This window comes from Arthrobacter sp. NPDC093128, assembly GCF_040683875.1.
Lineage (GTDB): Bacteria > Actinomycetota > Actinomycetes > Actinomycetales > Micrococcaceae > Arthrobacter.
This window is the reverse complement of record NZ_JBFBEY010000001.1, coordinates 219035-242612: the sequence shown is the minus strand read 5'-3', so window position 1 is coordinate 242612 and position 23578 is coordinate 219035. Positions and strand designations below refer to the sequence as shown.

The following is a 23578-nucleotide window of genomic DNA, read 5'->3' as shown; positions in this document are numbered from 1 at the left end:
GGGGCCCAGTGAGAGCCCGCAACACTGGGACAGGGCAAAATTGCGCCGGATTTAGCGTGAATAAAGCAAAGTGGCCGGTCTCATTGCTGAGACCGGCCACTCAAAGTGCTATTCCCACTCGATGGTTCCCGGCGGCTTGCTGGTCACGTCCAGCACCACGCGGTTGACGCCTTCCACTTCGTTGGTGATGCGGTTGGAGATTTTCGCCAGCAGGTCGTACGGAAGCCGTGACCAGTCGGCGGTCATGGCATCCTCGGACGACACGGGACGAAGCACGATCGGGTGGCCGTAGGTGCGGCCGTCGCCCATAACGCCAACGCTGCGGACGTCGGCCAGCAGGACAACCGGCATCTGCCACACTTCGTTGTCCAGCCCGGCGGCGGTCAGCTCGGCACGGGCAATCGCATCGGCCTTGCGGAGCAGGTCCAGACGTTCCTTGGTCACTTCGCCGACGATGCGGATGCCGAGACCCGGACCCGGGAACGGCTGGCGGCCGACGATTTCCTGCGGCAGTCCCAGCTGGGCACCGACAGCGCGGACCTCGTCCTTGAACAGCGCACGAAGGGGCTCGACGAGCTCGAACTGCAGGTCTTCCGGCAGGCCGCCCACGTTGTGGTGGCTCTTGATGTTGGCTGCACCTTCGCCGCCGCCGGATTCGACGACGTCCGGGTACAGCGTTCCCTGCACCAGGAACTTGATCTTTTCGCCGTGCGCAGCAGCCTCGGCAATGATGGCCAGTTCGGCTTCCTCGAACGCACGGATGAACTCGCGGCCGATGATCTTGCGCTTGGTCTCGGGATCGCTGACCCCGGCAAGGGCTGCCTGGAAACGTTCCTGCTCGTTGGCGACGTAGAGCTTGACGCCCGTGGCGGCTACGAAGTCACGTTCCACCTGTTCGGCTTCGCCTTCGCGCAGCAGGCCGTGGTCAACGAACACACAGGTCAGCTGGTCGCCGACGGCGCGCTGGACCAGGGCTGCGGCAACTGCGGAATCGACGCCGCCGGAGAGGCCGCAGATGACCCGGGCATCACCGATCTGCTTGCGGATACGGTCAACCTGTTCCTCGAGGATGTTCCCCGTGGTCCAGTTCGGCTCAAGCTTGGCGCCCTTGAACAGGAAGTTCTCGAGGACCTGCTGGCCGTAGGCCGAGTGCTTCACCTCCGGGTGCCACTGCACGCCGTACAGGCACTTCTCTTCGTTGGCGAATGCCGCCACTTCAGCGCCCGCGGTCGTCGCCAGCACTTCAAAGCCTTCCGGCGCCTCGTGCACGGAGTCGCCGTGGCTCATCCAGGTTGTCTGGTGCTGCGGCATCCCCTCAAGGACGGAGCGGCCCTCGCCGAGGATGGTGGTCTGCGTTGAGCCGTACTCGCGCAGGCCTGTCTTGTCCACTTTCCCGCCGAGTGCGTTGGCCATGGCCTGGAAGCCGTAGCAGATGCCGAAGACAGGGATCCCGGCTTCGAACAGGTCGGCACCAACACTCGGTGCACCTTCCGCGTACACGCTGGAGGGGCCACCCGAAAGGATGATGGCGGCGGGATTTTTGGCCAGCAGCTGCTCGGTGCTGTAGGTATGCGGAACCACTTCCGAATACACATTTGCTTCCCGGACGCGGCGGGCAATCAGCTGCGCGTACTGGGCACCGTAGTCAACAACCAGCACCGGCTTCTGGGAAGTCTGGGATGCAGTGGGAGTAGTCACCGTCCTAGACTACTTGGGCGCTTGCCGAGTCGCACGTTGAGACGGCCGTCCGCGGCCTGAATCGGCCCCGGGCGTTAGCGATCTCACACCTACGCCTGTGCAGGCATCGTGCGGGCAACGCCTGAACGCCGGCAGGACCGGGTTCGGTCAGTAGCGCTTGGACGCCTGCGGATTCGCAGCGAGTTCGGCTTCCACCTCGGCGTGGAACTTCTTCTCCACGATGAACGACAGAAACGGAATCACGCCGCCCAGTGCCAAAAGGATCAGTTTCGCGAACGGCCACCGCATCAGCGACCACAGGCGGAAGTTGGACATCAGGTACACAACGTACATCCAGCCGTGGACAATCAGAACGGCCACCGAGAGGTTCGCTCCCCCGAGCACGCCCTGCGGCTCGGCGTCGGCGAACCCGAAGCCGAACGGCTGTCCGGTCACCGCGTTGGTTCCTCCTGAGAACAGGTACTGGCCGAAGGCGTACCGCGCAACCAGTTCGGCGCAGAGCAGGAGGAGCATCGCACCGGTCAGGTATGCCATGACTTTATAGAACTTCAGTGCGGACCGGATCTGGGCTTCCGTCCCGCCGAACCGACGCTTTTTCACGGTGCCTGATCCGCTGGTCTTGGGCTGCTGGGGCTGGATGGCCGGCTTGGGATCGATCATGGCTGTACCTTTTGTTCAGATGTGCTGGATTTTTCTGACGGGTTGGCTTGCTGTGCTGACTGCGGTGCTTCTTCGGTGTGCTGGTGGTGTTCGTCGTGTTCGTCGTGTTCGTCGTCGAGCTCGTCCTCGAGGTCGCGGCGGTAGTCATCCTTCACCATGCGCCACCAGATGAACAGGGCGAAGCCGGCAAACACGATCCATTCCACGGAGTAGAACAGGTTGAGCCAGTTCACTTGCTGTGGCGGCGGCTGCGGGCTGATGCGCAGGGGCTTCAGCTCGCCGCTGACGGCCGAGGCGCTGACGTCGGTGCCACCGACGACCTCTGACGTGGCCGCCACAAACCCCGGATAGCTGCTGATGTCCCAGACATTGATGAGTTCGGCCACGGATACGGCGGTGGCGCGTCCGGGTTCCGGGGCGGTGTTCGGCATCGGGGCCTCGGACGGCAGGAGCCGTCCGGTCAGTTCAATAGTGCCCGACGGCGGCCGGCTCGCGTCCGCGGGATCGGCCACCCACCCGCGGGCCACCGGGATCCAGGTCCCGGGTGACGCAGCAACACCGCTCAGCGCAGGGGCATCCTGGACCGAAAAGGCCGACACCACCCAGTATCCGGTAGCGCCGTCGTGGAGCCGGCCCGGCACCAGTACCTGTTTGTCGGGATCGTAGGACCCTGTGGCCGCAACCATTTGGTCGGCAGCGGAGCCGTGAAAGAAATCACCCGGCTGCAGCACCGAAACAAGGGGCTTGGTGTCTTCGGTCCCGGTCGAAACCGGGGCCTCAGGCTGGGTTGATCGGCCGAATTGCCACTGGCTGAGCAGCACAAAAACCCCGGAAATGACGATCGCAAAGACCAGGCCTGCGATCCAGCGGGGTTTGAGGGCAGTTTTCAACACACATTAACCGTACTTCGTCCTCGTGTAGAACAACGAACCGCAGTTAGCGCGAACGCTAATGCCGGGCAGCCGGATCCCTTTTAGTGGTCGAAGAACACCAGGCTTGAGTTGATGAGCTCGGCGATGACTTCGGCATCGTAAGCGCGGCGCAGGGATTCCCGGAATGATTCCTTTGACAGCGAGCGGGCAAGCGTCGCGAGAACCTCAAGGTGGTCGGAGAACGAACTTGCCGGCGTCGCGATCAGCAGGATCACGGTTGCCGGTCCGTCCGTCGCACCGAAGTCCAGGGCCCTGCCGTACTTGGTGACCCCAACGGCGATGGAGGTCCGGGACACGAACTCGCTGCGGGCATGCGGCAGTCCGACTCCGCCCGGCAGCCCGGTGGCGAGCTGGTGCTCACGGGCATTGACGTGCTTCAGGAAGCCTTCCAGGTCCGTTACGCGCCCCGCGGCATAGAGCCGTTCCGCGAGCTGGGTTGCCGCGTCCGCCTTGTCAGCGGCATCAAGCTCGAGAATCACCATGTCCGGTGTGGTGAGTTCGGCATCGTACCGGTCCAGTGGTTCCGCCAAGAGGTGTCCCTTCAGTGAGGCAGGAGGCGCGCGTCAGTCATCCACCTTGTCACCGCAACGGGACGATGTCCTCGACGCCCAGGCGCGCGGCGTCGGCAGATTCATCGTCAGGCTGCTCCTGGCTGAGCCGTTCGGCTTCCACCCGGGCAAGGTAATGCTTGATTTCGCTTTCGCGCTGCGCATCGCTCCAGCCAAGAATTTCTCCCATCAGCTTAGCGACAACCGGGACAGCGGACACACCCCGGTCCCACGACTCTATGGAAATACGGGTTCTGCGCGTCAACACGTCGTGCACGTGACGGGCCCCCTCATGCGTGGCCGCATAGACGGCTTCGGCCTGGAGGTAGTCGTCGGCGCCCGGCAACGGCTCGGCCAGTGCCGGGTTTTCCTTGATGAGCGCCAGGACCTCGGTGGCCATGGAACCGTACCGGTTGAGCAGGTGTTCAATCCGGGCCACGTGCACGCCCGACTCCTCGGCAGTCCGGTTCCGGCGGTTCCAGGCCGCCTTGAAGCCGTTGGCTCCGAGCAGCGGGATGGAATCGGTGCAGCTCGGCGGCACGCGTTCGTCCATGCTCCGGGTGGCCTCATCGACGGCATCCTTGGCCATGACGCGATAGGTGGTCCACTTTCCGCCGGCCACCACCACGAGGCCCGGCACCGGGTGGGCCACCACATGCTCGCGGGAAAGCTTGGCGGTTGAGTCGTTCTCGCCCGCCAGGAGCGGACGCAGCCCGGCGTAGACGCCTTCCACGTCTTCCCTGGTCAGGGGCCGCTTGAGCACTTTGTTGACGTGCTCAAGGATGTAGTCGATGTCCTTGCTGGACGCGGCCGGGTGGGCTTTGTCCAGGTGCCAGTCAGTGTCGGTGGTGCCGATGATCCAGTGCCGGCCCCAAGGGATAACGAAGAGCACGGACTTCTCGGTCCGGAGGATCAGTCCGACGGTTGACTGGAAGCGGTCGCGCGGCACTACGAGGTGGATGCCCTTGGAAGCACGCACCTTCAGCTGCCCTCGGTCCGTCACCATGGCCTGGGTTTCGTCGGTCCACACGCCCGTTGCGTTGATGACCTGCTTGGCGCGGATGCTGAAGGTGGAGCCGTCCTCGCGGTTGACCACCTTGGCGCCCACCACGCGCTCGCCTTCGCGCAGGAAATCGACCACCGCCGTCTGGTTGACGGCGTGGGCGCCGTAGTACGCGGCGGTGCGGACCAGGTTGGCCACATACTTGGCGTCGTCCACCTGCCCGTCGTAGTACCTGATGGAACCGACGAAGGCGTCATCCTTCAGGCTCGGCGCGGCGCGCAGGGTGCCGCGCCGGCTCAGGTGCTTGTGGAACGGCACGCCCCGTTTGTGCCCGCCGGAAATGGACATGACGTCGTACAGGGCAATGCCGGCGCCGATGTAGGGCCGTTCGAAGAAAGGCTTTGTCAGCGGGTAGAGGAACGGTACGGGCCGGGCGAGGTGTGGAGCGATCTCGGACAGCAGCAGCCCGCGTTCATGCAACGCTTCCTTGACGAGCCCGAAGTCGAGCATTTCGAGGTAGCGCAGTCCGCCGTGAATGAGTTTGGAGGAACGCGATGACGTGCCTGCGGCCCAGTCGCTGGCCTCCACGATGCCGACACTCAGGCCCCGCGTGACGGCATCGAGGGCAGCGCCTGTGCCGACGATGCCACCACCGACGATGAGGATGTCGAGTTCCTTGCCCGGCTCCATTGTCGCCTTGAGCGCCGCAAGCGATGCTTCCCTGGCGGCCGGGCCGAGGGCCCCCTGTGGAGAGGACGAACCACTGGAAGAACTGAACATTTCAAGCCTCCATCCGCATCAAACCTCGTAGTTCACAGACTACTTCCTAGGCATGCGGATGGGCAGGGCTCATTTGCAGCCGGTCCCGGGCAGCCCGGGACCGGCATGAGCCGTCAGTTTCCGGAGTACGGGGACACGACGACGTCGACCCGCTGGAATTCCTTCAGGTCCGAATAGCCGGTAGTCGCCATGGAGCGGCGGAGGGCGCCGATCAGGTTCGACGTTCCGTTGGTGTGGTGGCCGGGGCCGAAGAGGACTTCCTCGAGCGGGCCCACCGTGCCGACGTTGACCCTGTCGCCGCGCGGGAGTTCCAGGTGGTGGGCCTCCTGGCCCCAGTGCCAGCCCTTGCCCGGCGCTTCTTCCGCCCTGGCCAGTGCACTGCCGAGCATCACGGCGTCTGCGCCCATGGCGATGGCCTTGACGATGTCACCGGAGGAGCCCATGCCGCCGTCGGCAATCACGTGAACGTAACGGCCGCCGGACTCGTCCATGTAATCGCGGCGGGCCGCGGCGACGTCGGAAATTGCCGATGCCATGGGCGAGTGGATGCCGAGGGCACGCCGAGTTGTGGTGGTGGCGCCGCCGCCGAAGCCCACCAGAACACCGGCAGCGCCGGTGCGCATGAGGTGCAGGGCGGGGGTGTAGCCGGCAGCGCCGCCCACAATCACGGGGACGTCCAGCTCGTAGATGAACTGCTTCAGGTTGAGCGGCTCGTGGTCCTTGGACACGTGCTCGGCCGAGACGGTGGTTCCCCTGATGACGAAGATGTCCACACCGGCGGCCACGACGGTCTTGTAGTGCTCCTGGGTGCGCTGCGGGGTGAGCGAGCCGGCGACGGTCACGCCTGCGGCCCGGATTTCGGCCAGGCGGGACGTAATCAGTTCCGGCTGGATGGGTGCCTGGTAGAGCTCCTGCATGCGCCGGGTGACGGCGGGGCTGTTGGTTTCGTCCTCCAGCGCTCCGATCTGGTCGAGCACGGACTGCGGGTCCTCGTACCGCGTCCAGAGACCCTCCAGGTCCAGCACACCCAGTCCGCCGAGGCGGCCCAGGGCAATGGCGGTCTCGGGCGACATCGCCGAGTCCATGGGCGCGGCGATTACAGGCATGTCGAACTTGTAGGCATCTATCTGCCACGAGACCGAAACGTCCTTGGGATCACGCGTCCGACGGTTGGGGACGATCGCGATGTCATCCAGGGAGTAGGCACGACGCCCACGCTTGCCACGGCCAATCTCAATCTCATAAGTCACGTGACCACTTTACTTGACCACGCGGGATACGGCGGGGCGACTCCCCCGAGCCCACGCGGAAAACTGATAGTCAACCCTTTATTGACATGATTTGTCAACCATTTACAAGTTATGAAAATACCTTTACGTTTACTCTCGGTTACCACCTGATACACCACGTGACCATCCATCACTCCATCATCAGGGCCACCCATATGCCCGATCCGAGAAAGAAGATCCTTTTGAGAAGAGCACGAAGTGCATCAATCAGGCGCCGCCGCGTATTGGCCATGTCTCTCGCCGCAGCAGTCGGCACCCTGGCCTTCGCCAGTTCACCGGTCTTCGCCACCACCGAAGCCGGGGACGCGGTAGCCGGCGGCCGCGCCGCTGCAGGGCAGAATGCCACTGCACCCACGGTGCAGGATGTGACCGCCGGCGAGGCCTATACCAAGTTCATCGTGGACTACAAGGAGAGCGCGGCCAACGCCACAGCGAACGGCCGTGCCAACGCATGGGGCAAGGCGGCCAAGGAACAGGGTGTGGCCGTGAAGGAAGTCCGCACCCTGGCCACCGGGGGAACGCTGATTGAGGCGGATCGGGCCCTTTCCGGCCAGGCTGCCGAGGACTTCATGACTGAAATTGCAGCGTCCGGGTCGGTAGAGTCCGTCGAACCTGACGCCCGCATGACCGTGGCACTTACGCCGAACGACCCGCGCTTCGGCGAACAGTGGGATTTCACAGCCACGAACGGCATGCGGATCCCCGGCGCGTGGGACGTCGCCACCGGTGCCGGCGTCACCGTGGCCGTCATCGATACAGGCATCACGGCCCACGCCGACCTCGACGCGAACGTGCTGCCCGGTTATGACTTCGTCTCGGACGCCACTGCCGCACGCGACGGCAACGGCCGTGACGCCAATGCGCAGGACCAGGGCGACTGGTACGCCGCCGGCGAGTGCGGCCAGGCCACGGCCGGCAACAGTTCCTGGCACGGCACACACGTCGCGGGAACGATTGCAGCCGTCACCGGGAACGCCACCGGAGTGGCGGGCGTCGCTCCCAACGCCAAAGTGGTGCCGGTCCGCGTCCTCGCCAAGTGCGGCGGCTCACTGTCCGACATCGCCGATGCCATCATCTGGTCAGCCGGCGGGACCGTCGCGGGCATCCCGGCCAACGCCAATCCCGCCAAGGTCATCAACATGAGCCTGGGCGGATCAGGCGCCTGCGGCAGCACCTATCAGGCAGCCATCGATTCCGCGGTTTCCCGCGGCACCACAGTGGTTGTCGCGGCCGGCAACAGCAATCAGGACGCTTCCGGGTTCCGCCCGGCAAACTGCGGCAGCGTGGTCAGCGTGGCTGCCGGCAATCCCAGCGGCAGCCTCTCCTACTACTCCAACTTCGGCGCCACCGTTGACCTGACGGCTCCCGGCGGCGACACCAGGGTGGCCGGCGGCGGAATCCTCTCCACCATCAACACGGGCACCACCACACCGGCTTCGGCAGGCTACGCAAACTACCAGGGCACGTCCATGGCGGCCCCGCACGTGGCCGGCCTGGCGGCACTGATGAAATCCAAGACGTCCTCGCTCACGCCGGCCCAGGTTGAATCCACACTCAAGCAGGGCACACGGGCCATGCCGGGCGGCTGCACCACAGGCTGCGGCACGGGACTCTCGGACGCCACCAAGACCATGGGCCTGCTGGGCGGGACCACTCCCCCGCCGTCAGGCAATCTCCTGCTGAACCCGGGTTTCGAAGAGGGAGCGGTTTCCTGGACGTCCGATCACGCCGACACGTTTGAGACCGGCACCAATGCCCGGACGGGTACCCGTTTCGCCGGCCTCAACGGCTGGGGCCAGGCTACGTCCTACAAGCTCGACCAGGCTTTTGCAGTCCCCTCCGCCGTGTCCGCCGCGTCGCTGTCCTTCTACCTGAAGGTGCAGTCTGACGAAACCACTGCCAGCTCCGCCTACGACACCCTCAAAGTCCAGGTGATCAGCGGTGGCACCACCACCACGCTGGCAACGTACTCCAACCTCAACGAGTCCACCGGCTACGTCCAGAAGCAGCTGGACCTTTCCGCTTACAAGGGCCAGAGCGTGACCGTGCGCTTCTTGGGCGTCGAGGATTCATCGCTGTCGACGTACTTCTTCCTCGATGACACAGCTGTGAGCACTTCCTAGTTCCTGGCTGGGCGAAATCCGGGAAACGCCGGCCGCGCAGGGTGCGCGGCCGGCGTTTCCCTGCCCGCCGGGTGGCGGCCCATCGCCGTCGGCGCAGGCGCGGGGACCTGTCCCCATCGCGGGGTCCGGCTTCAGCCGTGGCCCAGGCTCGGCCCGCGGCGGCCTCGGGATGGTGTCCGGACTGGCCGCCGTCCTGGGCCGGATCCTGGCCACGGCCTTGCCGGGGACCGCTTCCCGGGGAAGCACTACGCTCATCGTGGTGATCGGCGCCTATCTCCTCGTAGTGATTCTCCTGGGGACCTGCATCTTCGTCCCGTCGGTGGTATTGGGCCGGGCCCGTCAGTCCTTCCGACGAAGGGTCCAGGCGAACCCTGTTCTCCGCACGGCGGTGGAAGACGATCTGGCCACGTGGCGCGACCCTCACGGCACCGCGAGTTATGGCCCGCTCTAAGCGTCGAGGCTCAGCTGGGATTCGAACATCCGGAAGTAGCGGCCGCCCAGTGCCACCAGCTCCTTGTGGGTCCCCTGTTCCACAATCTGCCCGTCTTCGAGCATGTAGACAATGTCGGCCTTCTCTATCGTTGCGAGCCGGTGGCTGATGGCAATGATGGTGCTGCTGCGGTCCGCGAAAAGCCGGGTGAAGATCCTGTGTTCGGCCAGCGCATCAATGGCAGACGTCGGCTCGTCCATCACCATGAAGGTGGCGTTCCGGTAGAAATTCCGGGCCATCGCGAGCCGCTGCCACTGGCCGCCGCTGAGTCCGCTGCCCTTGCGGCCGCGCGGATCCTCCATCCAGTTGCTGACGTGGTTGTCGAGGCCGTTGGGCAGCTTGTTGATGAACTCGAGGGCCTCGGCATCGGAGGCCGACCGGCGGATCCGCTCATCGTCACGCGGCGAATCGACATCGCCAAAAAGAATGTTTTCCGCGGCCGTGGCGAACTCATATTTGAGGAATTCCTGGCTCAGCACCGCCAGCTGGCGGTGCCAGGACTTGACGTCGACGGCGGCGAGGTCGACGCCGTCGAGCATCACCTGCCCGGAATCGGGGTGGTAGAGCCCCGCGAGAATTCGGATCAGCGTGGACTTCCCGGCGCCGTTCTCCCCCACGATGGCGATGTGCTGGCCCTCGCGGATGGTCATGGTGATCCCGCGGATCACCTCGATGTCGCTGCCGGTATACGTAAAACGGATATCCCGCAGCTCCACAGTCTTCGGAGCCTGCAGCAGCGGCGGCGAATGCTCCGAGTGAACCGGCATTGCCATAAATAGCTCGTAGTCCTTGAGGTTCGCCAGGTCCTCGTCGATGGAGCTGAGCGAAGAGACCAGGTTGTTGGCCGTGGACAGCGCCCTGCTGACGATCTGTTGGACGTACAGGAACTGCCCCACAGGCTGCGCGCGGGCGATGATCTGGCCCACCACCCAGATCAGCGAAACGACCTCGGCGCCGTACTGCAGGGCGTCCGCCGCGAGTTGCTTGGGGATATAGCGCTTTTGGAAATCCAGCCGCCTTTTCTCATCGGCGTCCCTGAGACGGGAGCGCAGCTCCATGAGATGTCCGACGATCCCGTACAGGCGCATCTCGGCAATGTGCTGCGGACGCAGCAGGTTGGTCTCGATCATCCGCCGCTGGCGGCGTGAATCGACCTGCGTGTTCCAGTGGGCAATCTGTTCCCGGGAAAGCTTGAACTGCAGGTACACGCTGGGGACGATGGCCACCAGGACGATCACGGCGATCCACCAGCTCACCAGCAGGAGCGCCCCGACCGCCAGGATCACGGAAACCAGTTGCGTGAAGATCGCGGCGATCCTGTCCAGGACCCTGGCATAGGAATCGGAGAACCTCTTGGCGCGGTCGTAGAGGTCCACCGTCTCCTTGTCGTCGTAGCGCCAGAATTCGAGGGCGAGGAAGCGCTCATACATCTGGTCGCCGACAATCGCCCCCACCTTGAAGCTCATGAGCTGCTGGATGTAGCGGTCCACGCTGCTGAAGGCACCCCAGAACAGGCCCAGGGCGGCCGTGATGATGACGTAGATGATGGCCTGCTGGCCCGCTGCGGCATCACCGGAATAGGCGGCGGCCAGGGCGGTGGTGGTCAGCGCGGCAAAGTAGGTGGTGACCAGGGGCAGCAGCGCCGAGATCAGCGAGCCGACCACCTTCATCACGACGGCGGCCGGCGAGGCACGGAAGCTGACCCGCAACACCTGTGCCACTGCCCGGGCGTAGGGCCTCACAGCGAGTTTTCGCTTGGGATCCCGCGTGGGGCTCAGTTCTGCGGGATGGCGTGGTTCTGGCATGACTACAGCCTAGTTCCGCACGCAGAAAGGGTGGTGCGGCTAGTACTTTCGCCGTACTCGTATCCGGGAAGATCAAAACACGCGCTGAAGCCTGCCACCCGCAGGGTCTCAGTTGCCACGCATCCCCCATGCAGTCACCGCGGAATCCCCCGCGGTCACTGCCGACGATACAGGCGCAGACACAAGCGGGCCATGGGGACAGTTCCCCATGGCCCGCCTGAACAGTGTTCTTAGCGTGAACCGTAGTTCGGAGCTTCCACCGTCATCTGGATGTCGTGCGGGTGCGATTCCTTGAGGCCGGCCGGCGTGATGCGGACGAACTTGCCGCGTGCCTTCAGCTCGGCCACGGTCGGAGCGCCGGTGTAGAACATGGTCTGGCGGAGGCCGCCGACCAGCTGGTAGGCAACTGAAGCCAGCGGGCCGCGGTAGGCCACGCGGCCTTCGATGCCTTCCGGGATCAGCTTGTCGTCGCCGGACACGTCAGCCTGGAAGTAGCGGTCCTTGGAGTAGGACGTGTTCTTGCCGCGCGTCTGCATGGCCCCGAGGGATCCCATGCCGCGGTAGCTCTTGAACTGCTTGCCATTGACGAAGATGAGCTCGCCGGGTGATTCGTCACAGCCGGCCAGCAGGGATCCGAGCATCACGGTATCGGCGCCGGCAACCAGCGCCTTGCCGATGTCGCCCGAGTACTGGAGGCCGCCGTCGGCAATCAGCGGAACGCCGGCCGGGATGGCCGCCTTCGCGGACTCGTAAATGGCGGTGATCTGCGGGACGCCCACACCGGCCACAACGCGGGTGGTGCAGATGGAGCCCGGGCCCACGCCCACCTTGATGCCGTCGGCACCGGCGTCGATCAGCGCCTGCGCACCTTCGCGGGTGGCGGCCTGGCCGCCGATGATGTCCACGTGCGCCGCCACGGGGTCGGACTTCAGGCGGCGGATCATGTCCAGCACACCCTGGGAGTGCCCGTTGGCGGTGTCCACGAACAGGGCATCCACACCGGCGTCGATGAGGGCCATGGCACGTTCCCAGCCGTCACCGAAGAAGCCGATGGCGGCGCCGACGCGCAGCCGGCCTTCGTCGTCCTTTGTGGCCAGCGGGTACTGCTCGGCCTTGGTGAAGTCCTTGGTGGTGATGAGGCCCTTGAGCCGGCCCTGCTCGTCAACGAGGGGAAGTTTTTCAATCTTGTTGGTGGCCAGCTTGTGCGAGGCTTCCTCGCGGCTGATGCCGACGTGCCCGGTGACCAGGGGCATCTTGGTCATGACGTCGCTGACCAGGCGGATCGGGAAATCCGCTTCCGGCACGAAGCGGGTGTCGCGGTTGGTGACGATGCCCAGCAGCCGCATGCCCTCGTCCACGACGGGCAGGCCGGAGACGCGGTAGTGCGAGCAGATCTCGTCCAGCTCGGCCAGCGTCGCTTCCGGCCCGATGGTCAGCGGGTTGGTGATCATCCCGGACTCGCTGCGCTTGACGCGGTCAACCTGGTCGGCCTGGTCCTGGATGGACAGGTTGCGGTGGACCACGCCGAGGCCGCCCTGGCGGGCCATGGCGATGGCCATCCGGGACTCCGTGACGGTGTCCATGGCTGCGGAGAGCAGCGGTGTCTGGACGGAGATGCGCTTGGAAATGCGCGAGGACGTGTCGGCCTCTGACGGGATGACGTTGGTGTGTCCGGGCAGGAGCAGGACGTCGTCGTAGGTCAGGCCGATGAAGCCGAACGGGTTGTGTTCGGGCTGGGTCATGAGTGCGCCTCTTACCTTAATTTCTGGGGTTCACGGGTAGGGGTTGCAGCTGATGACCAGCCCGTCATTACGGGACTGGCCTGTGCAGAATTTCGTGCGGGGGTTGCTACGTTCGTGCGGAAGTATTGAATAAATTCTAGAACCTCGGCGCCGATCCCCATATTCCGCGGCGGTAATGTGAGGAACCGCACCCGCCGGCCCCGGCCCGGCCGGCTGCCACCGGCCAGGCCCGGCCCACGCTCCGGTCCCACGCACCGGCGCGGTGCCCGCCGGCTCAGGTCCAGCCGGTGGCGGCGAGCAGCCGCTGCTCGAACATGGGAATCATGCTCTGCACGTACGTCTTGGTCAGATGGTTGTCATCCTTGTAGACGTAGACATTGCCCACCACGGCCGGACAAATGCCGTCCGCACAGATAAAGTCGCTCAGGTCCATCAGGTGGAGGCCGTCCACCTTGCCGCGGTATTCGTCCAGCGGCGACGAGCCGGCAAGCGATTCACTGAGCGGCGGATTGCACTCCTCCGCGGCGGCGCCCCTCTTTTGCACGCACTCCGGCATGTTGAAACCGAAGCGCGGGTTGTCCCGGACCCCCACGACGTCCATGCCGGCGTCGGTGAACGGCTTGATGCCATCAAGGTAACCCGGAACTTCGGTTTCGAAAGGTGCCTCAACGTGCGTCATTGACGCAACGGTGAACACCGCGTCCGGCTTGTGCTCGAGTACATAATCCGCGCTGGCCTTGTTGAAGGCATTGCACTCCGCGTCCCGCTCGGCCGACTCCGCACCGAAGCGGCAGCTGCCTTTCAGGAGCGTGACCACTTCCCAGCCGTGCTCCTTGGCGATGGGGCCCAGGGCGGCCATGTACTGCTGCGCGTGCGAATCGCCAAGCACTACGATCCGTTTGGTGACAACTTCGGGCTTGCTGTTCTGCAGGCAGCCGGACAGCAGCGGATCACTGGGCACGTTGCCGTCCGTGCACAGCCCGTCGATATCCGCCCATTCATCCTTCATGGCAGCCGGCGCCGGGATGATCTTCGCTTCCGGCGTCGGCTTGCCCGCGTTTTCCGGGGCCAGGGCTGCGGCGCCGGGAGTCAGCTCCCTGGGCTGCGCGGCGGCGGCGGCTTCCTCGGCAGTCAGGTTGGTCTGCCACAGGGACACCGGCCCGGCGAGCAGCGCGCCGCAGGCCACAATCACGACGGCGTTGCGCCAGATCCGCCGCTGCGGCCAGTGCCATTCACGCAGGGGCTTCTCCACAAAGCGGGTGGTGAGGACGGCCATCACCACGGAAGCGGCCACGATGGCGAGGCCCTGGACGAGGTTGGGCGACACAATTCCGGTGCCGGCGAGGGCAAGCACCAGCAGCGGCCAATGCCAGAGGTACAGCGCGTAGGAATTGTCGCCGAGGGACACGAGCGGTTTCCAGCTCAGCAGGCGGTCGGCACCGAAGCGGCTGCCGCTCTGGCCGGCCACGATGATCGCGGCGGCAGCCAAGGTGGGCCACAGCGCCACGAACCCGGGAAAGGACCGGTCCACGGTCAGCAGCAGGCCGCAGGAGACCATGGCCGCGACGCCTGTCCAGCCCAGGATGACCCGGACGATTTTTCCGGGCTTCAGGTAGGGCAGGGCCAACGCGAGGAGTGAGCCCAGTGCGAATTCCCACAGCCTGGTCCGGGTGTCGAAGTAGGCGTAGGCCTGGTTCGTGGCCGTCTGGTCAATGGAGTAGGCAAGCGATACGGCAAAGATCGCCCCGAAGGCAACGGCCAGGAGCAGGCGGTAGCTGACGGCCGGCCGTCGGAGGAGCCGGTGCAGCACGGCCACTCCCGCAAACACGAGCGGCCACAGAATGAAGACCTGCCCCTGAATGGACAGCGACCAGAAATGCTGGAGCGGGCTCGCGCCCGAGTGGTCCTGGGCGTAATAGTCAACGGCGGAGTCGGCCAGCAGCCAGTTCTGCTGGTAGAGCAGGGAGGCCCAGGCCTCGTCCAGGACGTCCGGCCAGCGGCTCTGGGGCAGAATGGCCCACGTCCCGATGAGGACTCCCAGGATAACCACGACGGCGGCCGGCAGCAGCCGCTTGAAGAGGTGCAGCCAGTGGCTGACTAGCTTGAGGGGGCTGCCGCTTTCCACCTTGCGAACGAACGAGAGCGTAAGCAGGAAAGCCGAGATGAGCAGGAAGATGTCCACGCCCCCGGATACCCGGCCCAGCCAGACGTGGTAGGTGACCACCATCAGCACGGCGAGGGCCCGAAGGCCCTGGACCTCCGGGCGGTACTCCTTCCTGGCCGCCTTGCCGCCACTGGCTTTGTTAGTTTCCGTCAGTGTTTGCGCCGTCATTGTTCCTTCCAGCCGGTTGCCGCCAACAGCCGATCCCCGAACGCGGATGACATGCTGGCGACGTACGTGCGGCTGAGGTGGTTGTTGTCCAAATAGACAAAGGTGTTTCCGACGACTCCCGGGCAATTGGTGCCGTCACAGATCAGGTCGGTCATGTCCATAAAGGTCATGCCGCGGACTTTTCCCTCCAGTGGTGCAAACGGACTCTCGGTGGCCAGCAAGTTGGCCTGGGCCGGCCGGCAATCCGGGTTGTCTTTGCCTTTCGTCACCACACAGTCGGCCATGTTGAAGTCGAACCGTGGATTGTCCCGGATGGCAACAACGTCGATGCCTTGGCCCGTCCATGTTGTGGCCAGTTCCTCGAGCCCGGGGGTCAGTACTTCGGCGGGGGACGAAGGCGCCGCTGCGGTCCCGACCAGCATGATGGCGTCGGGAGGGTTCTTGGCAATCTGCTCCTGCACCGCATCGTTGTAGGTGGCGCAGTCCGGGTTAATTGCACGGAATTCATCTGTCGATGGCTGGACCTGGCATCCGCCCTTGAGCATTGCATAGACGGTCCAATCCTTTTGCTCCCCGACGGCTGCGATGGCTGCGAGCCACTGCTGCGCGTGTGAATCGCCCAGAACCAGAACGGATTTCGATGAGTCGTCGGATTCCCGGCTCTGGCTGCATGTGTTCCGGACTGCATCGTCGGCAGGCTCCAGCGCACCCGTGCAGGGGCCGGAGAGAGTTGCCCAGTCCACGGGCAACTGCTCCGCGGCCGGCAGTATCGCGGCGTCGCTGTCGCTCTTGTCAACAAATCCGGGGAGCAGCGCCTGGGCGCCCGGGTTGTTCCGCTGGGCAGCGGCCTGCGCCGCCTCGGCCGCGAAATGCTGCTGCATCTGGACTCCGGTCAGGGGGACCACAACGATGAGCAGGCACGCGGCCACCGAGACAGCTGCGCGACGGCGGTTGACCTCGGGCCATTTCCACTCGCGCCACGGCTTCTCAACAAAGCGGGTGGTGAGGTACGCCAGGCCCATCGACACAACGATGATGACGGCACCGGACAGGGGTCCGGCGTGGTCGCGTCCCGTTGCGGCGAGGGCGATGACCAGGACGGGCCAATGCCACAGGTACAGGGCGTAGGAGTTGTCCCCGAGCCGGACCAGCGGGCCGGTGCTGAGGATCCTGTCCACACCGAACCGGCTTCCGGTTTGTCCTGCGGCGATAACGCTGGCCGCCGCAAGCGTTGGCCAGAGCGCTGCAACACCAGGGAAGGCCGCCTGGACGTTGAGCAGGATTCCGCAGCTGAGCATGGCCAGAATGCCCACCCAGCCCAGGATGATGCGTCCCGTCCGGGGAATGCGAAGGCCGGGCAGAATCAGCGCCACTAGGGTACCGAGCGCGAATTCCCACAGGCGCGCACCGGTGTCGAAGTAGGCCTGCGCCTGGTTGGTGATGGTGAAGATGATCGAGTAGGTGAGGGACACCAGGAAGACCCCGGCGAAGATGTAGCAGAGCAGGATGCGGTAGTGCAGCCGGAACCGTTTGGCGAGGAGTGCGGCGCCGGCAAACGCCAGCGGCCAAAGAATGAAGACCTGGCCCTGGATGGACAGGGACCAGAAGTGCTGGAATGGGCTGGCAAGGCTGTGGTCGGTCGCGTAGTAGTCGACGGCACGCGCCTGGAGCAACGCGTTTTCATAGTAGAGGAGGGACGCCCAGGCCTGGTCCACGATGTCCAGCCAGCGGGTGCGCGGCAGGAGAACGTAGCTCGCCGCCAAGGTGGCGGTTATGGCGGTGACGGCCGCCGGCAAAAGGCGCCGGAAAAGGTGCAGCCAGTGCTTGAGCAAGGCCATCGGCCGGCCCTGCTCGTACTTGCCTACGAACTGCAGCGTCATGAGGAAGGCAGAGATGAGCAGGAACACGTCAACGCCGCCCGACACCCGCCCAAACCAGACGTGGTAGCTGACCACCATCAGTACGGCCAGGGAACGCAGTCCCTGGATTTCGGGCCGGAACTTTGATTTTCGGTTCGGCTCAACGCCGGCGCCATTGCGGCGCGGCGAGGCTAGGGCTCTCGCTACAGACATAGAAAAACCCCTCAAGCGGATAGACAAAGCATCCATGTTACCGAATCGTAATGTTCATCGCCAATCGCCGGCGCAGCGAAGGAGCCCCGCCTCCCATTAAGTCACTTCAAGCTGGGAGTTTCCAGAGCAATGCTCCGGCCGACGGCCGGTCCGGAAACTAGGCTGGTGCGAGGCCGGACCGTGAAGCCGGCAAACACTGAGGAGTGGCCAACGTGATCGTTCAGGTGCGCATCTGCATACCCGCGGAGCTCTCGGACCTTGTGGTGGAAAGCTGCACCCAGCAAACCGGGACGGCGGAAATGGCCGTCCACAAAGGTGCGTCCATCCAGCCGCCCGGCGATGTGGTGGTGGTCCACGTCGCCAGGGAATCGGTGGAGGAGCTGCTCGAAAAGCTGCATGTCCTGAGGGTTCAGGAGCTGGGTTCCATTTCCATCTCCATGCCGGAGCTGGTGCTTTCCCGGCGTGCCGACCACGCCGAGGCCGCAGCACCCGGAGACGGGGCCGACGCCATGATCTGGGACGAAGTGACCCGCCAGACGGGCGAGGATGCGCGCCTCACGTGGAGCTACCTGGCGTTCCTTGTCCTGGCTACCCAGCTGGCCGCCATCGGCATCGTCACAAATTCGACCATCGCCATTGTCGGGGCCATGGCCGTCGGGCCGGAGTTCGGGCCGCTCGCAGCCCTGGCCGTCGCGCTGGCCCAGCGCAAATGGAAACTGGGACGGAGTGCCGCCCTCGCGTTGGGTGTCGGCTTCCCGGTAGCCATGCTCCTGGCGGCCTTGTCCGCCTGGCTTTCGGTGCCGCTGGGGCTTTTTCCCGCCAATGCCCTCGACACCGGGTCCGCCGTCGAGTTCATCTACCATCCCGGCCCCTACTCGCTGATCGTTGCCGTACTGGCCGGCGCCGCCGGAATGCTCTCTCTGATCAGCCGCCGCTCGGCCGCCCTCGTCGGAGTCTTCATCTCCGTAACCACCGTTCCGGCTGCAGGCTTCGTGGCAGTTGCGCTCGTCCTGGGCGAATACCAGAAAGCGGCAGGATCGGCCATTCAGCTGCTGCTGAACCTGGTGGGAATCGTGGCTTCGGCTCTGGCCGTGCTGATTTTCTATCGCGTGATCACCCGGCGGCTGCCCGAGAACATGGCCCGACGGCTAAGGAACCAGGCCCTGCGTGCCCGCGGCTAGCCGGCGGCCGGGATCTTCCCGGCCAGGTATCGCGCATCGCGGCAGGCCCCGGGGAGGGTGGCCGATGCTGCAGCGTACATGAATTCCTGGCCCAGGAAGAACAGCCCCGGCGTTCCCGCCGCAACGCCACGCTGCTGCGGCGGCAGCGCGCCGCCGTCGAGCATTGCCGGATCAATCCAGCCGAAGTCATCTCTGAACCCCGTGCACCAGATCACGTTGGACACTTCCTGCCGCGTTCCATCGGCCAGGACCGGCATCCCGTCCCGCACCCCGGTGACCCGCGGCACAAGCTTCACGCCGGCGTCGGCCAGATCCTTGGACTTGGTGCGGATCAAGGGTGCGGCGTGGGTTTTGAACGTGGGTGCCACTTTGCGTCCGATCGGTGTGTTGAGGGTGAGGATGTGCAGGCCCAGGAAGCGCACCACGGGCAGGACGTAGCGTGCCGCCGTCCGGCCGTGCCTGACCGGAAGCTCGCCGCCGGGCTTGCCTGCCACGGTGGTGGGATGGGTCAGGCTGACTTCGATGCCGATCTCCGCTCCGGAGTTCCCGAGCCCCACCACCAGGACCGGGCCCGGCTGCAGCTGTTCCGGGTTGAGGTAGTCGCTGGAGTGCAATTGGACGACGGCGGGGTCCAACTCCGCGGCGAACGCGGGCGTTTTTGGTGCCTGGCTGCAGCCGGTGGCGACGACGACGTTGCGCGCCTCCCAGCGCTGGCCGTCGGCGGCTGCGACGAAACGGTCCCCTTCCCGCCACAGCCGCTCAACCCTGACACCGTTCAGGACGGGCAGATCCAAGCGGGCCGCGTACCCCTCAAGGTAGCCGGCGACCTCGTCCTTCGTGGGGAAGGACAGCGGATCACCGGGGAACGGCACCCCCGGCAGTCCGTCGTACTTGGCCGGGGTAAAGACCCGGAGCGAATCCCACCGCAGGCGCCAGGCGTCGCCGGTGCGCGGGTTCGCGTCCAGGATGAGGAATTTCCGTTGCTGCTCCTTCAGGTAGTGGCCGATGGCCAGGCCCGACTGCCCTCCGCCAATGACCAGCGTGTCCAGCGTGCCGGTTGAATGCTTGGTGTTCATGATTGCGCTCCTTGATGACGTGTGGTGATATCCATGGCTGAACCTTCTGGCTTGCCGCCCTGCATGCTGCCCGTTGCGTCGTGTCCGGCTTCCCGGTAGCGCAGCCACCAGGCCAGCATCAGCGCGGACGCGAAGACGTAGGCGAGGTGGAGGGCCCAGATGGGGCCGGCCGGAAGGTTGAAGACATACAGGGAATGCACGATGTTGGCCACGTTGCTCAGGACCAGGTTGCCCAGGCTGTAGGAGGCGAGGTCCCGGGTGCGGGCTGCCTTGATCAGCATCGGCAGCATTCCCGCGGCGAACAGCACCGTCGAAAGGGTGCCGGCAAGGACTGGAAGGTTCATGTTTTGAGGCTACGGGCGGGGGCCTCCGGCCCGCGTCGGCCAAATCATGCAATTATGCAGCAGCGGCCGATGGGTAATTTTGTGCAGTCCCCCCGAGTTTTTGTCCAGATACCGCGAGCAAAACGCCGCTTTGGGCACGTTATCTGGACAAAAACTCGGGGTGAGGGTTTGCGGAGGGTCATCCGGCGAGCCCGTGCTCGAAGGCGTACCTGGTGGCCGCCGCCCGTGAGGACAGCTCCAGCTTCAGGAAGATGTTGCTGATGTGCCGGGCCACGGTTTTTTCGCTGAGATACAGCTCTGCGGCGATGGCACGATTTCCCTGGCCCGAGGCCACGAGCCGCAGCACTTCGGTTTCCCGCGGGGACAGCGGTCCCTTGGCGCCGCTGTCTCCTTCGCGCGTCAGGGCGGCTGCCCAGGCGGCAGCGGGCGCTGCGCCCAGTTCCAGTAATTCCGCCTGCGCCGCTTCAAAGTCCATCAGGGCCGACGTTTCATCGCCGAGGGCGCGGCACGCAGAGCCGATCAGCACGCGGCAGCGGGCGGCCTCATAGGGAACGCCGAGTTCACGCCACAACCGCCAGGCCTCCCGCAAGGATTGCGTCGCTTCCGCGGCATCGCCTGTTGCGAGACGGAGAGCGCCCACCGCCTGGCCGGCAAAGGCACGGACCATGGAGGTAGGGCATTCGCGGGCAAGGGCCTCCAGCTCCTGAACGCCTCGCCGCGCGGCTTCCGGATCGGAGGCAGCCAGTTCGATCTCCACCAGTGCCGGCAGCATGTTCCGGCGGGTAGCGAGGTCGGCCGCGTCAGCCGCCCGCCGGATCATCGCTTGGGCCTGCTGCGCATTTCCCCTAGCCAGCCAAAGGAGTGCCAGGCCCGGCTGCGGCTCGTAGCCGGTCCGGGATGCCTGCTGGTAGGACGCTTCGGCGTCGTCCAGTTTTCCACTCAGCCGTTCCACTTCGCCCTGCTGGTAGTAGGCGCCGTAGAGTGCTTGCGGGTCTCCCTTGACGGAGAGTCCCTGCGCTGCCCCGGCTGCCATCAGCGCCTCGTCCCACGCCCCATGGAGCGTAAAGAGTTCGGCGCGGTGTACCTGGCACTGGCCGCTGAAGGACACCATGTCAGGGCCTGCACTGCACCAGCGGTCCAGGGCCGCCGTCCATTCCAGCGCCCTCTCCAGGTCGAAGGCCAGGTGGCAGTTGCCGATGACTGCGCAATAGATAATCCCTGACGGAATCGCCGAGAGCTCACCGGCCGTCACGGCCACCATCACCTCGTCGAACATCTTGAGCCCTTTGTCAGGATGGCCAAGCATCAGGGTGGCCTGGCCCGTGCCGAGGAGGCCCAGCGCAGACAGGTCCTTGTCGTGGAAACGCTGGCCGAATGCTGCCACGCGGGAGAAAGCTTGCAGGGCGCCCGCCGGATCACCGCCGTAAAGTTTGCCCAAGCCCTCCGGGAGGAGCAGGAGGCCCTGCACGGCGCCAGGCTCGGCCATTTCATCCACGAGGCGCCGGCCGCGGGCAAACCACCCTCCGGCCCTGGCCTGTTCGCCGAAGAACATCAGTTGCATGCCCATCCAACCCGCGCAACGTGCGGCGCTTTCGACGTCGCCCATCACCAGGTACTCCTCGTGGGCGCGGGTCAGGGTGTCAATCCCCGTGGCGGACCTGCCCGTCAGGATCTCGGCGGTAGCCAGCCGTTCAAGGTCGGCAGCCGGCAGCCCGCCACGCTCGTCTGCGTCGCGGAAGCGCTCATGGGCTTCGGTCCAGCGATGATCCTGAAATGCGGAACGGCCCCGGTCTATGTCCGTCTCAGCTGACATGCTGGCCTCCCGATACCACCCGCGCCCAGCCGGTTAAGCGCCACGGTACGCCCGCCGGAGAACCGGCACAAGCGGAGCGTAGCTGCCTTCCGGCACGCATCCGCTACGAACGCAGCAGCGCGCGAAGTGTCTGGATGGTGTCTGCCTCTGCCGCCGTCTTGTCGTCGCGGTAGCGCTTGACGCGTGCGAACCGAAGGGCAATGCCCCCCGGATAGCGCGGGGAGTTCTGCACGCCGTCAATGGCTATTTCGACGACGGTGATGGGCTCCAGCCAGACGGTCCCCGGAGTGCGCCGCACCTCAAGTTCCTGGAACCTCCCGGTCTGCCACCGCAGCAGCGCGTCGGTGAGGCCCTTGAAGGTCTTGCCCACCATCACATAGCCGCCGGGTTCGCCGAACTCACCGGCCGGGTCCAGGGCTCCGAGGTGCAGGTTCGACAACAGCCCCGTGCGCCGTCCTGACCCCCACTCGCAGGCAAGCACCACCAGGTCATAGGTGAGCACGGGTTTCACCTTGACCCAGTTGGAACCGCGCCGGCCGGCCGCGTAGGCCGATCCGACCGCCTTGATCACCACTCCCTCGTGCCCCGCATCGAGCGCATCGCGCGACACTCTTTCAGCCACGTCCGGATCCGCCGTGATCTCCCCCGGGATCCGGTGCCCCGGGGCGATACGTTCCAGCACGCCGATGCGCGTGGACAGCGGCTCGTCGAGGAGGTCCCGGCCGTCAAGGTGCAGCACGTCGAAGAACCATGGATGCAGCACGGTGGTGCGTGCCGCATCCGCCCCGAACCGGGACATGGTTTCCTGGAAGGGCCGCGGGCCGCCGTCCTCATCGAGGGCGAGGGTCTCGCCGTCGAGGATCACATCGTGCACTGGAAGGCTGCGCACTACTTCCACCACCTCGGGCAGCCGGTGGGTCACCTCGGCAAGCGTGCGGGTAAAGATGCGTACTTCGTCGCCGGCGCGGTGCACCTGGATGCGGGCGCCGTCGAGCTTGTATTCCACGGACGCCTCCCCCGTGATCTCCAGCGCCGCGCTGGTGCTTGCCGCGGTTGACGCGAGCATGGGCTGCACCGGACGGCCCACGACGAGGCCCACGGCGTCCAGCTCTGCGGCCGTGCCCGTGATGGCCAGCAAGGCGGTTCCGCCGAGGTCGCCGGAGAGCATCGCGGCGCGGCGCACGGCCCCGACGGGCCGATCGGCGGCGCGGGCGATGGCATCCGTCAGCACCCCCTCCAGCGCACCGGTTCGCAGTTCGCCGAGCAGCACGCCGGCGATGAATGCCTGTTCGCGCTCAGTGGCGGCGGCAGTGAGCAACTTAAGAGCCGCGGCTCGCTCGGCGGCCGAACCGGCGCCTGCCGTGCCGAGCAGCCGATCCAGCGCAGCGTCGAGGTCCGCGACCGTAAGGCTCGGCTCGGCGGCCGGCTCCCCCATGGCTGCTGCCATACCGCGCCAACCGACCCCCACCCGGCCCTGCCGCGGCCTGGCGATGAGCAGGCCGACGGCCGTTGCGATGTCTGCGGGCTCGAGCCGGCGCAGCAGGCCGGCCAATGCATCGACCTTCGCGAGCCGTGAGCGGGTGGACGCGACGGCATCCGTGGTCCTCACGAGCTCCCCGAGCAGCATGGGACCAGTCTGCCACGCCTGGCGGCGCCGAACACTGATCCGGCCGCCGGCTCTGGACAGTGC

17 protein-coding genes are annotated in these 23578 nt (G+C 65.6%); 3 read left to right on the top strand and 14 right to left on the bottom strand.

From position 1 onward, the window contains the following. Positions 1-108 precede the first annotated feature (108 nt). The 6 genes from guaA to AB0N24_RS01165 form a co-directional block, all read right to left on the bottom strand. Positions 109-1698: a glutamine-hydrolyzing GMP synthase gene (guaA, locus tag AB0N24_RS01190; RefSeq protein WP_104172111.1), complete on the bottom strand. Its 1590-nt coding sequence runs from the start codon at positions 1696-1698 to the stop codon at positions 109-111. A 147-nt stretch (positions 1699-1845) separates the two neighbouring features. Beyond that, on the bottom strand, positions 1846-2358 hold the full coding sequence (locus tag AB0N24_RS01185; protein ID WP_364119294.1) for a DUF3817 domain-containing protein: 513 nt from the start codon (positions 2356-2358) through the stop codon (positions 1846-1848). Beyond that, positions 2355-3251 carry an SURF1 family protein gene (locus tag AB0N24_RS01180; protein ID WP_364119291.1) on the bottom strand — a complete coding sequence of 299 codons (897 nt, stop codon included), beginning with the start codon at positions 3249-3251 and terminating at the stop codon, positions 2355-2357. The genes AB0N24_RS01185 and AB0N24_RS01180 overlap by 4 nt, the downstream gene beginning before the upstream one ends. An 80-nt stretch (positions 3252-3331) precedes the next feature. After that, complete coding sequence (locus AB0N24_RS01175) at positions 3332-3820, bottom strand: PTS sugar transporter subunit IIA (protein WP_104172108.1); 489 nt, start codon at positions 3818-3820, stop codon at positions 3332-3334. A 49-nt stretch (positions 3821-3869) separates the two neighbouring features. Beyond that, entirely contained in the window at positions 3870-5621 is a 1752-nt protein-coding gene (locus AB0N24_RS01170; RefSeq protein WP_364119288.1) for a glycerol-3-phosphate dehydrogenase/oxidase, read from the bottom strand. A 113-nt stretch (positions 5622-5734) separates the two neighbouring features. Further along, positions 5735-6871, bottom strand: a complete 1137-nt coding sequence (locus AB0N24_RS01165; protein WP_043482875.1) for a GuaB3 family IMP dehydrogenase-related protein — start codon at positions 6869-6871, stop codon at positions 5735-5737. A 269-nt stretch (positions 6872-7140) separates the two neighbouring features. Between AB0N24_RS01165 and AB0N24_RS01160 the strand changes: the two genes are divergently transcribed. Both AB0N24_RS01160 and AB0N24_RS01155 read left to right on the top strand, forming a co-directional pair. Further along, positions 7141-9033, top strand: coding sequence for a S8 family serine peptidase (locus AB0N24_RS01160; protein WP_364119285.1), 1893 nt, complete (start codon positions 7141-7143; stop codon positions 9031-9033). 169 nt (positions 9034-9202) lie between these two features. Further along, positions 9203-9484, top strand: coding sequence for a hypothetical protein (locus AB0N24_RS01155; RefSeq protein WP_364119282.1), 282 nt, complete (start codon positions 9203-9205; stop codon positions 9482-9484). Here the strand turns inward: AB0N24_RS01155 and AB0N24_RS01150 are convergent. From AB0N24_RS01150 to AB0N24_RS01135, 4 genes are all read right to left on the bottom strand, one after another. After that, positions 9481-11328 carry an ABC transporter ATP-binding protein gene (locus AB0N24_RS01150; RefSeq protein WP_364119279.1) on the bottom strand — a complete coding sequence of 616 codons (1848 nt, stop codon included), beginning with the start codon at positions 11326-11328 and terminating at the stop codon, positions 9481-9483. The genes AB0N24_RS01155 and AB0N24_RS01150 overlap by 4 nt on opposite strands. 230 nt (positions 11329-11558) lie before the next feature. After that, positions 11559-13070 (bottom strand): IMP dehydrogenase, encoded by a 1512-nt coding sequence (gene guaB / locus AB0N24_RS01145; protein ID WP_104172102.1) that lies wholly within the window; start codon positions 13068-13070, stop codon positions 11559-11561. Positions 13071-13344: 274 nt separating this feature from the next. Next, entirely contained in the window at positions 13345-15402 is a 2058-nt protein-coding gene (locus tag AB0N24_RS01140; RefSeq protein ID WP_364119276.1) for an acyltransferase family protein, read from the bottom strand. Then, a complete protein-coding gene (locus AB0N24_RS01135; RefSeq protein ID WP_364119273.1) occupies positions 15399-17474 on the bottom strand; it encodes an acyltransferase family protein in 2076 nt (691 codons plus the stop codon). Before AB0N24_RS01135 ends, AB0N24_RS01140 begins: the two co-directional genes overlap by 4 nt. Before the next feature lie 212 nt (positions 17475-17686). Between AB0N24_RS01135 and AB0N24_RS01130 the strand changes: the two genes are divergently transcribed. Next, the gene (locus tag AB0N24_RS01130; RefSeq protein WP_364119271.1) at positions 17687-18655 is read left to right on the top strand and encodes a DUF389 domain-containing protein; all 969 of its coding nucleotides are present in this window, start codon (positions 17687-17689) and stop codon (positions 18653-18655) included. Here the strand turns inward: AB0N24_RS01130 and AB0N24_RS01125 are convergent. From AB0N24_RS01125 to AB0N24_RS01110, 4 genes are all read right to left on the bottom strand, one after another. Beyond that, positions 18652-19731, bottom strand: coding sequence for an NAD(P)-binding domain-containing protein (locus AB0N24_RS01125; protein ID WP_364119268.1), 1080 nt, complete (start codon positions 19729-19731; stop codon positions 18652-18654). The genes AB0N24_RS01130 and AB0N24_RS01125 overlap by 4 nt on opposite strands. Next, positions 19728-20075: a hypothetical protein gene (locus AB0N24_RS01120; protein ID WP_364119265.1), complete on the bottom strand. Its 348-nt coding sequence runs from the start codon at positions 20073-20075 to the stop codon at positions 19728-19730. Before AB0N24_RS01120 ends, AB0N24_RS01125 begins: the two co-directional genes overlap by 4 nt. Positions 20076-20253: 178 nt before the next feature. Continuing rightward, the gene (locus AB0N24_RS01115; RefSeq protein WP_364119262.1) at positions 20254-21888 is read right to left on the bottom strand and encodes a response regulator transcription factor; all 1635 of its coding nucleotides are present in this window, start codon (positions 21886-21888) and stop codon (positions 20254-20256) included. 103 nt (positions 21889-21991) lie between these two features. Further along, positions 21992-23515 (bottom strand): ATP-dependent DNA ligase, encoded by a 1524-nt coding sequence (locus AB0N24_RS01110; RefSeq protein ID WP_364119259.1) that lies wholly within the window; start codon positions 23513-23515, stop codon positions 21992-21994. Positions 23516-23578 lie beyond the last annotated feature (63 nt).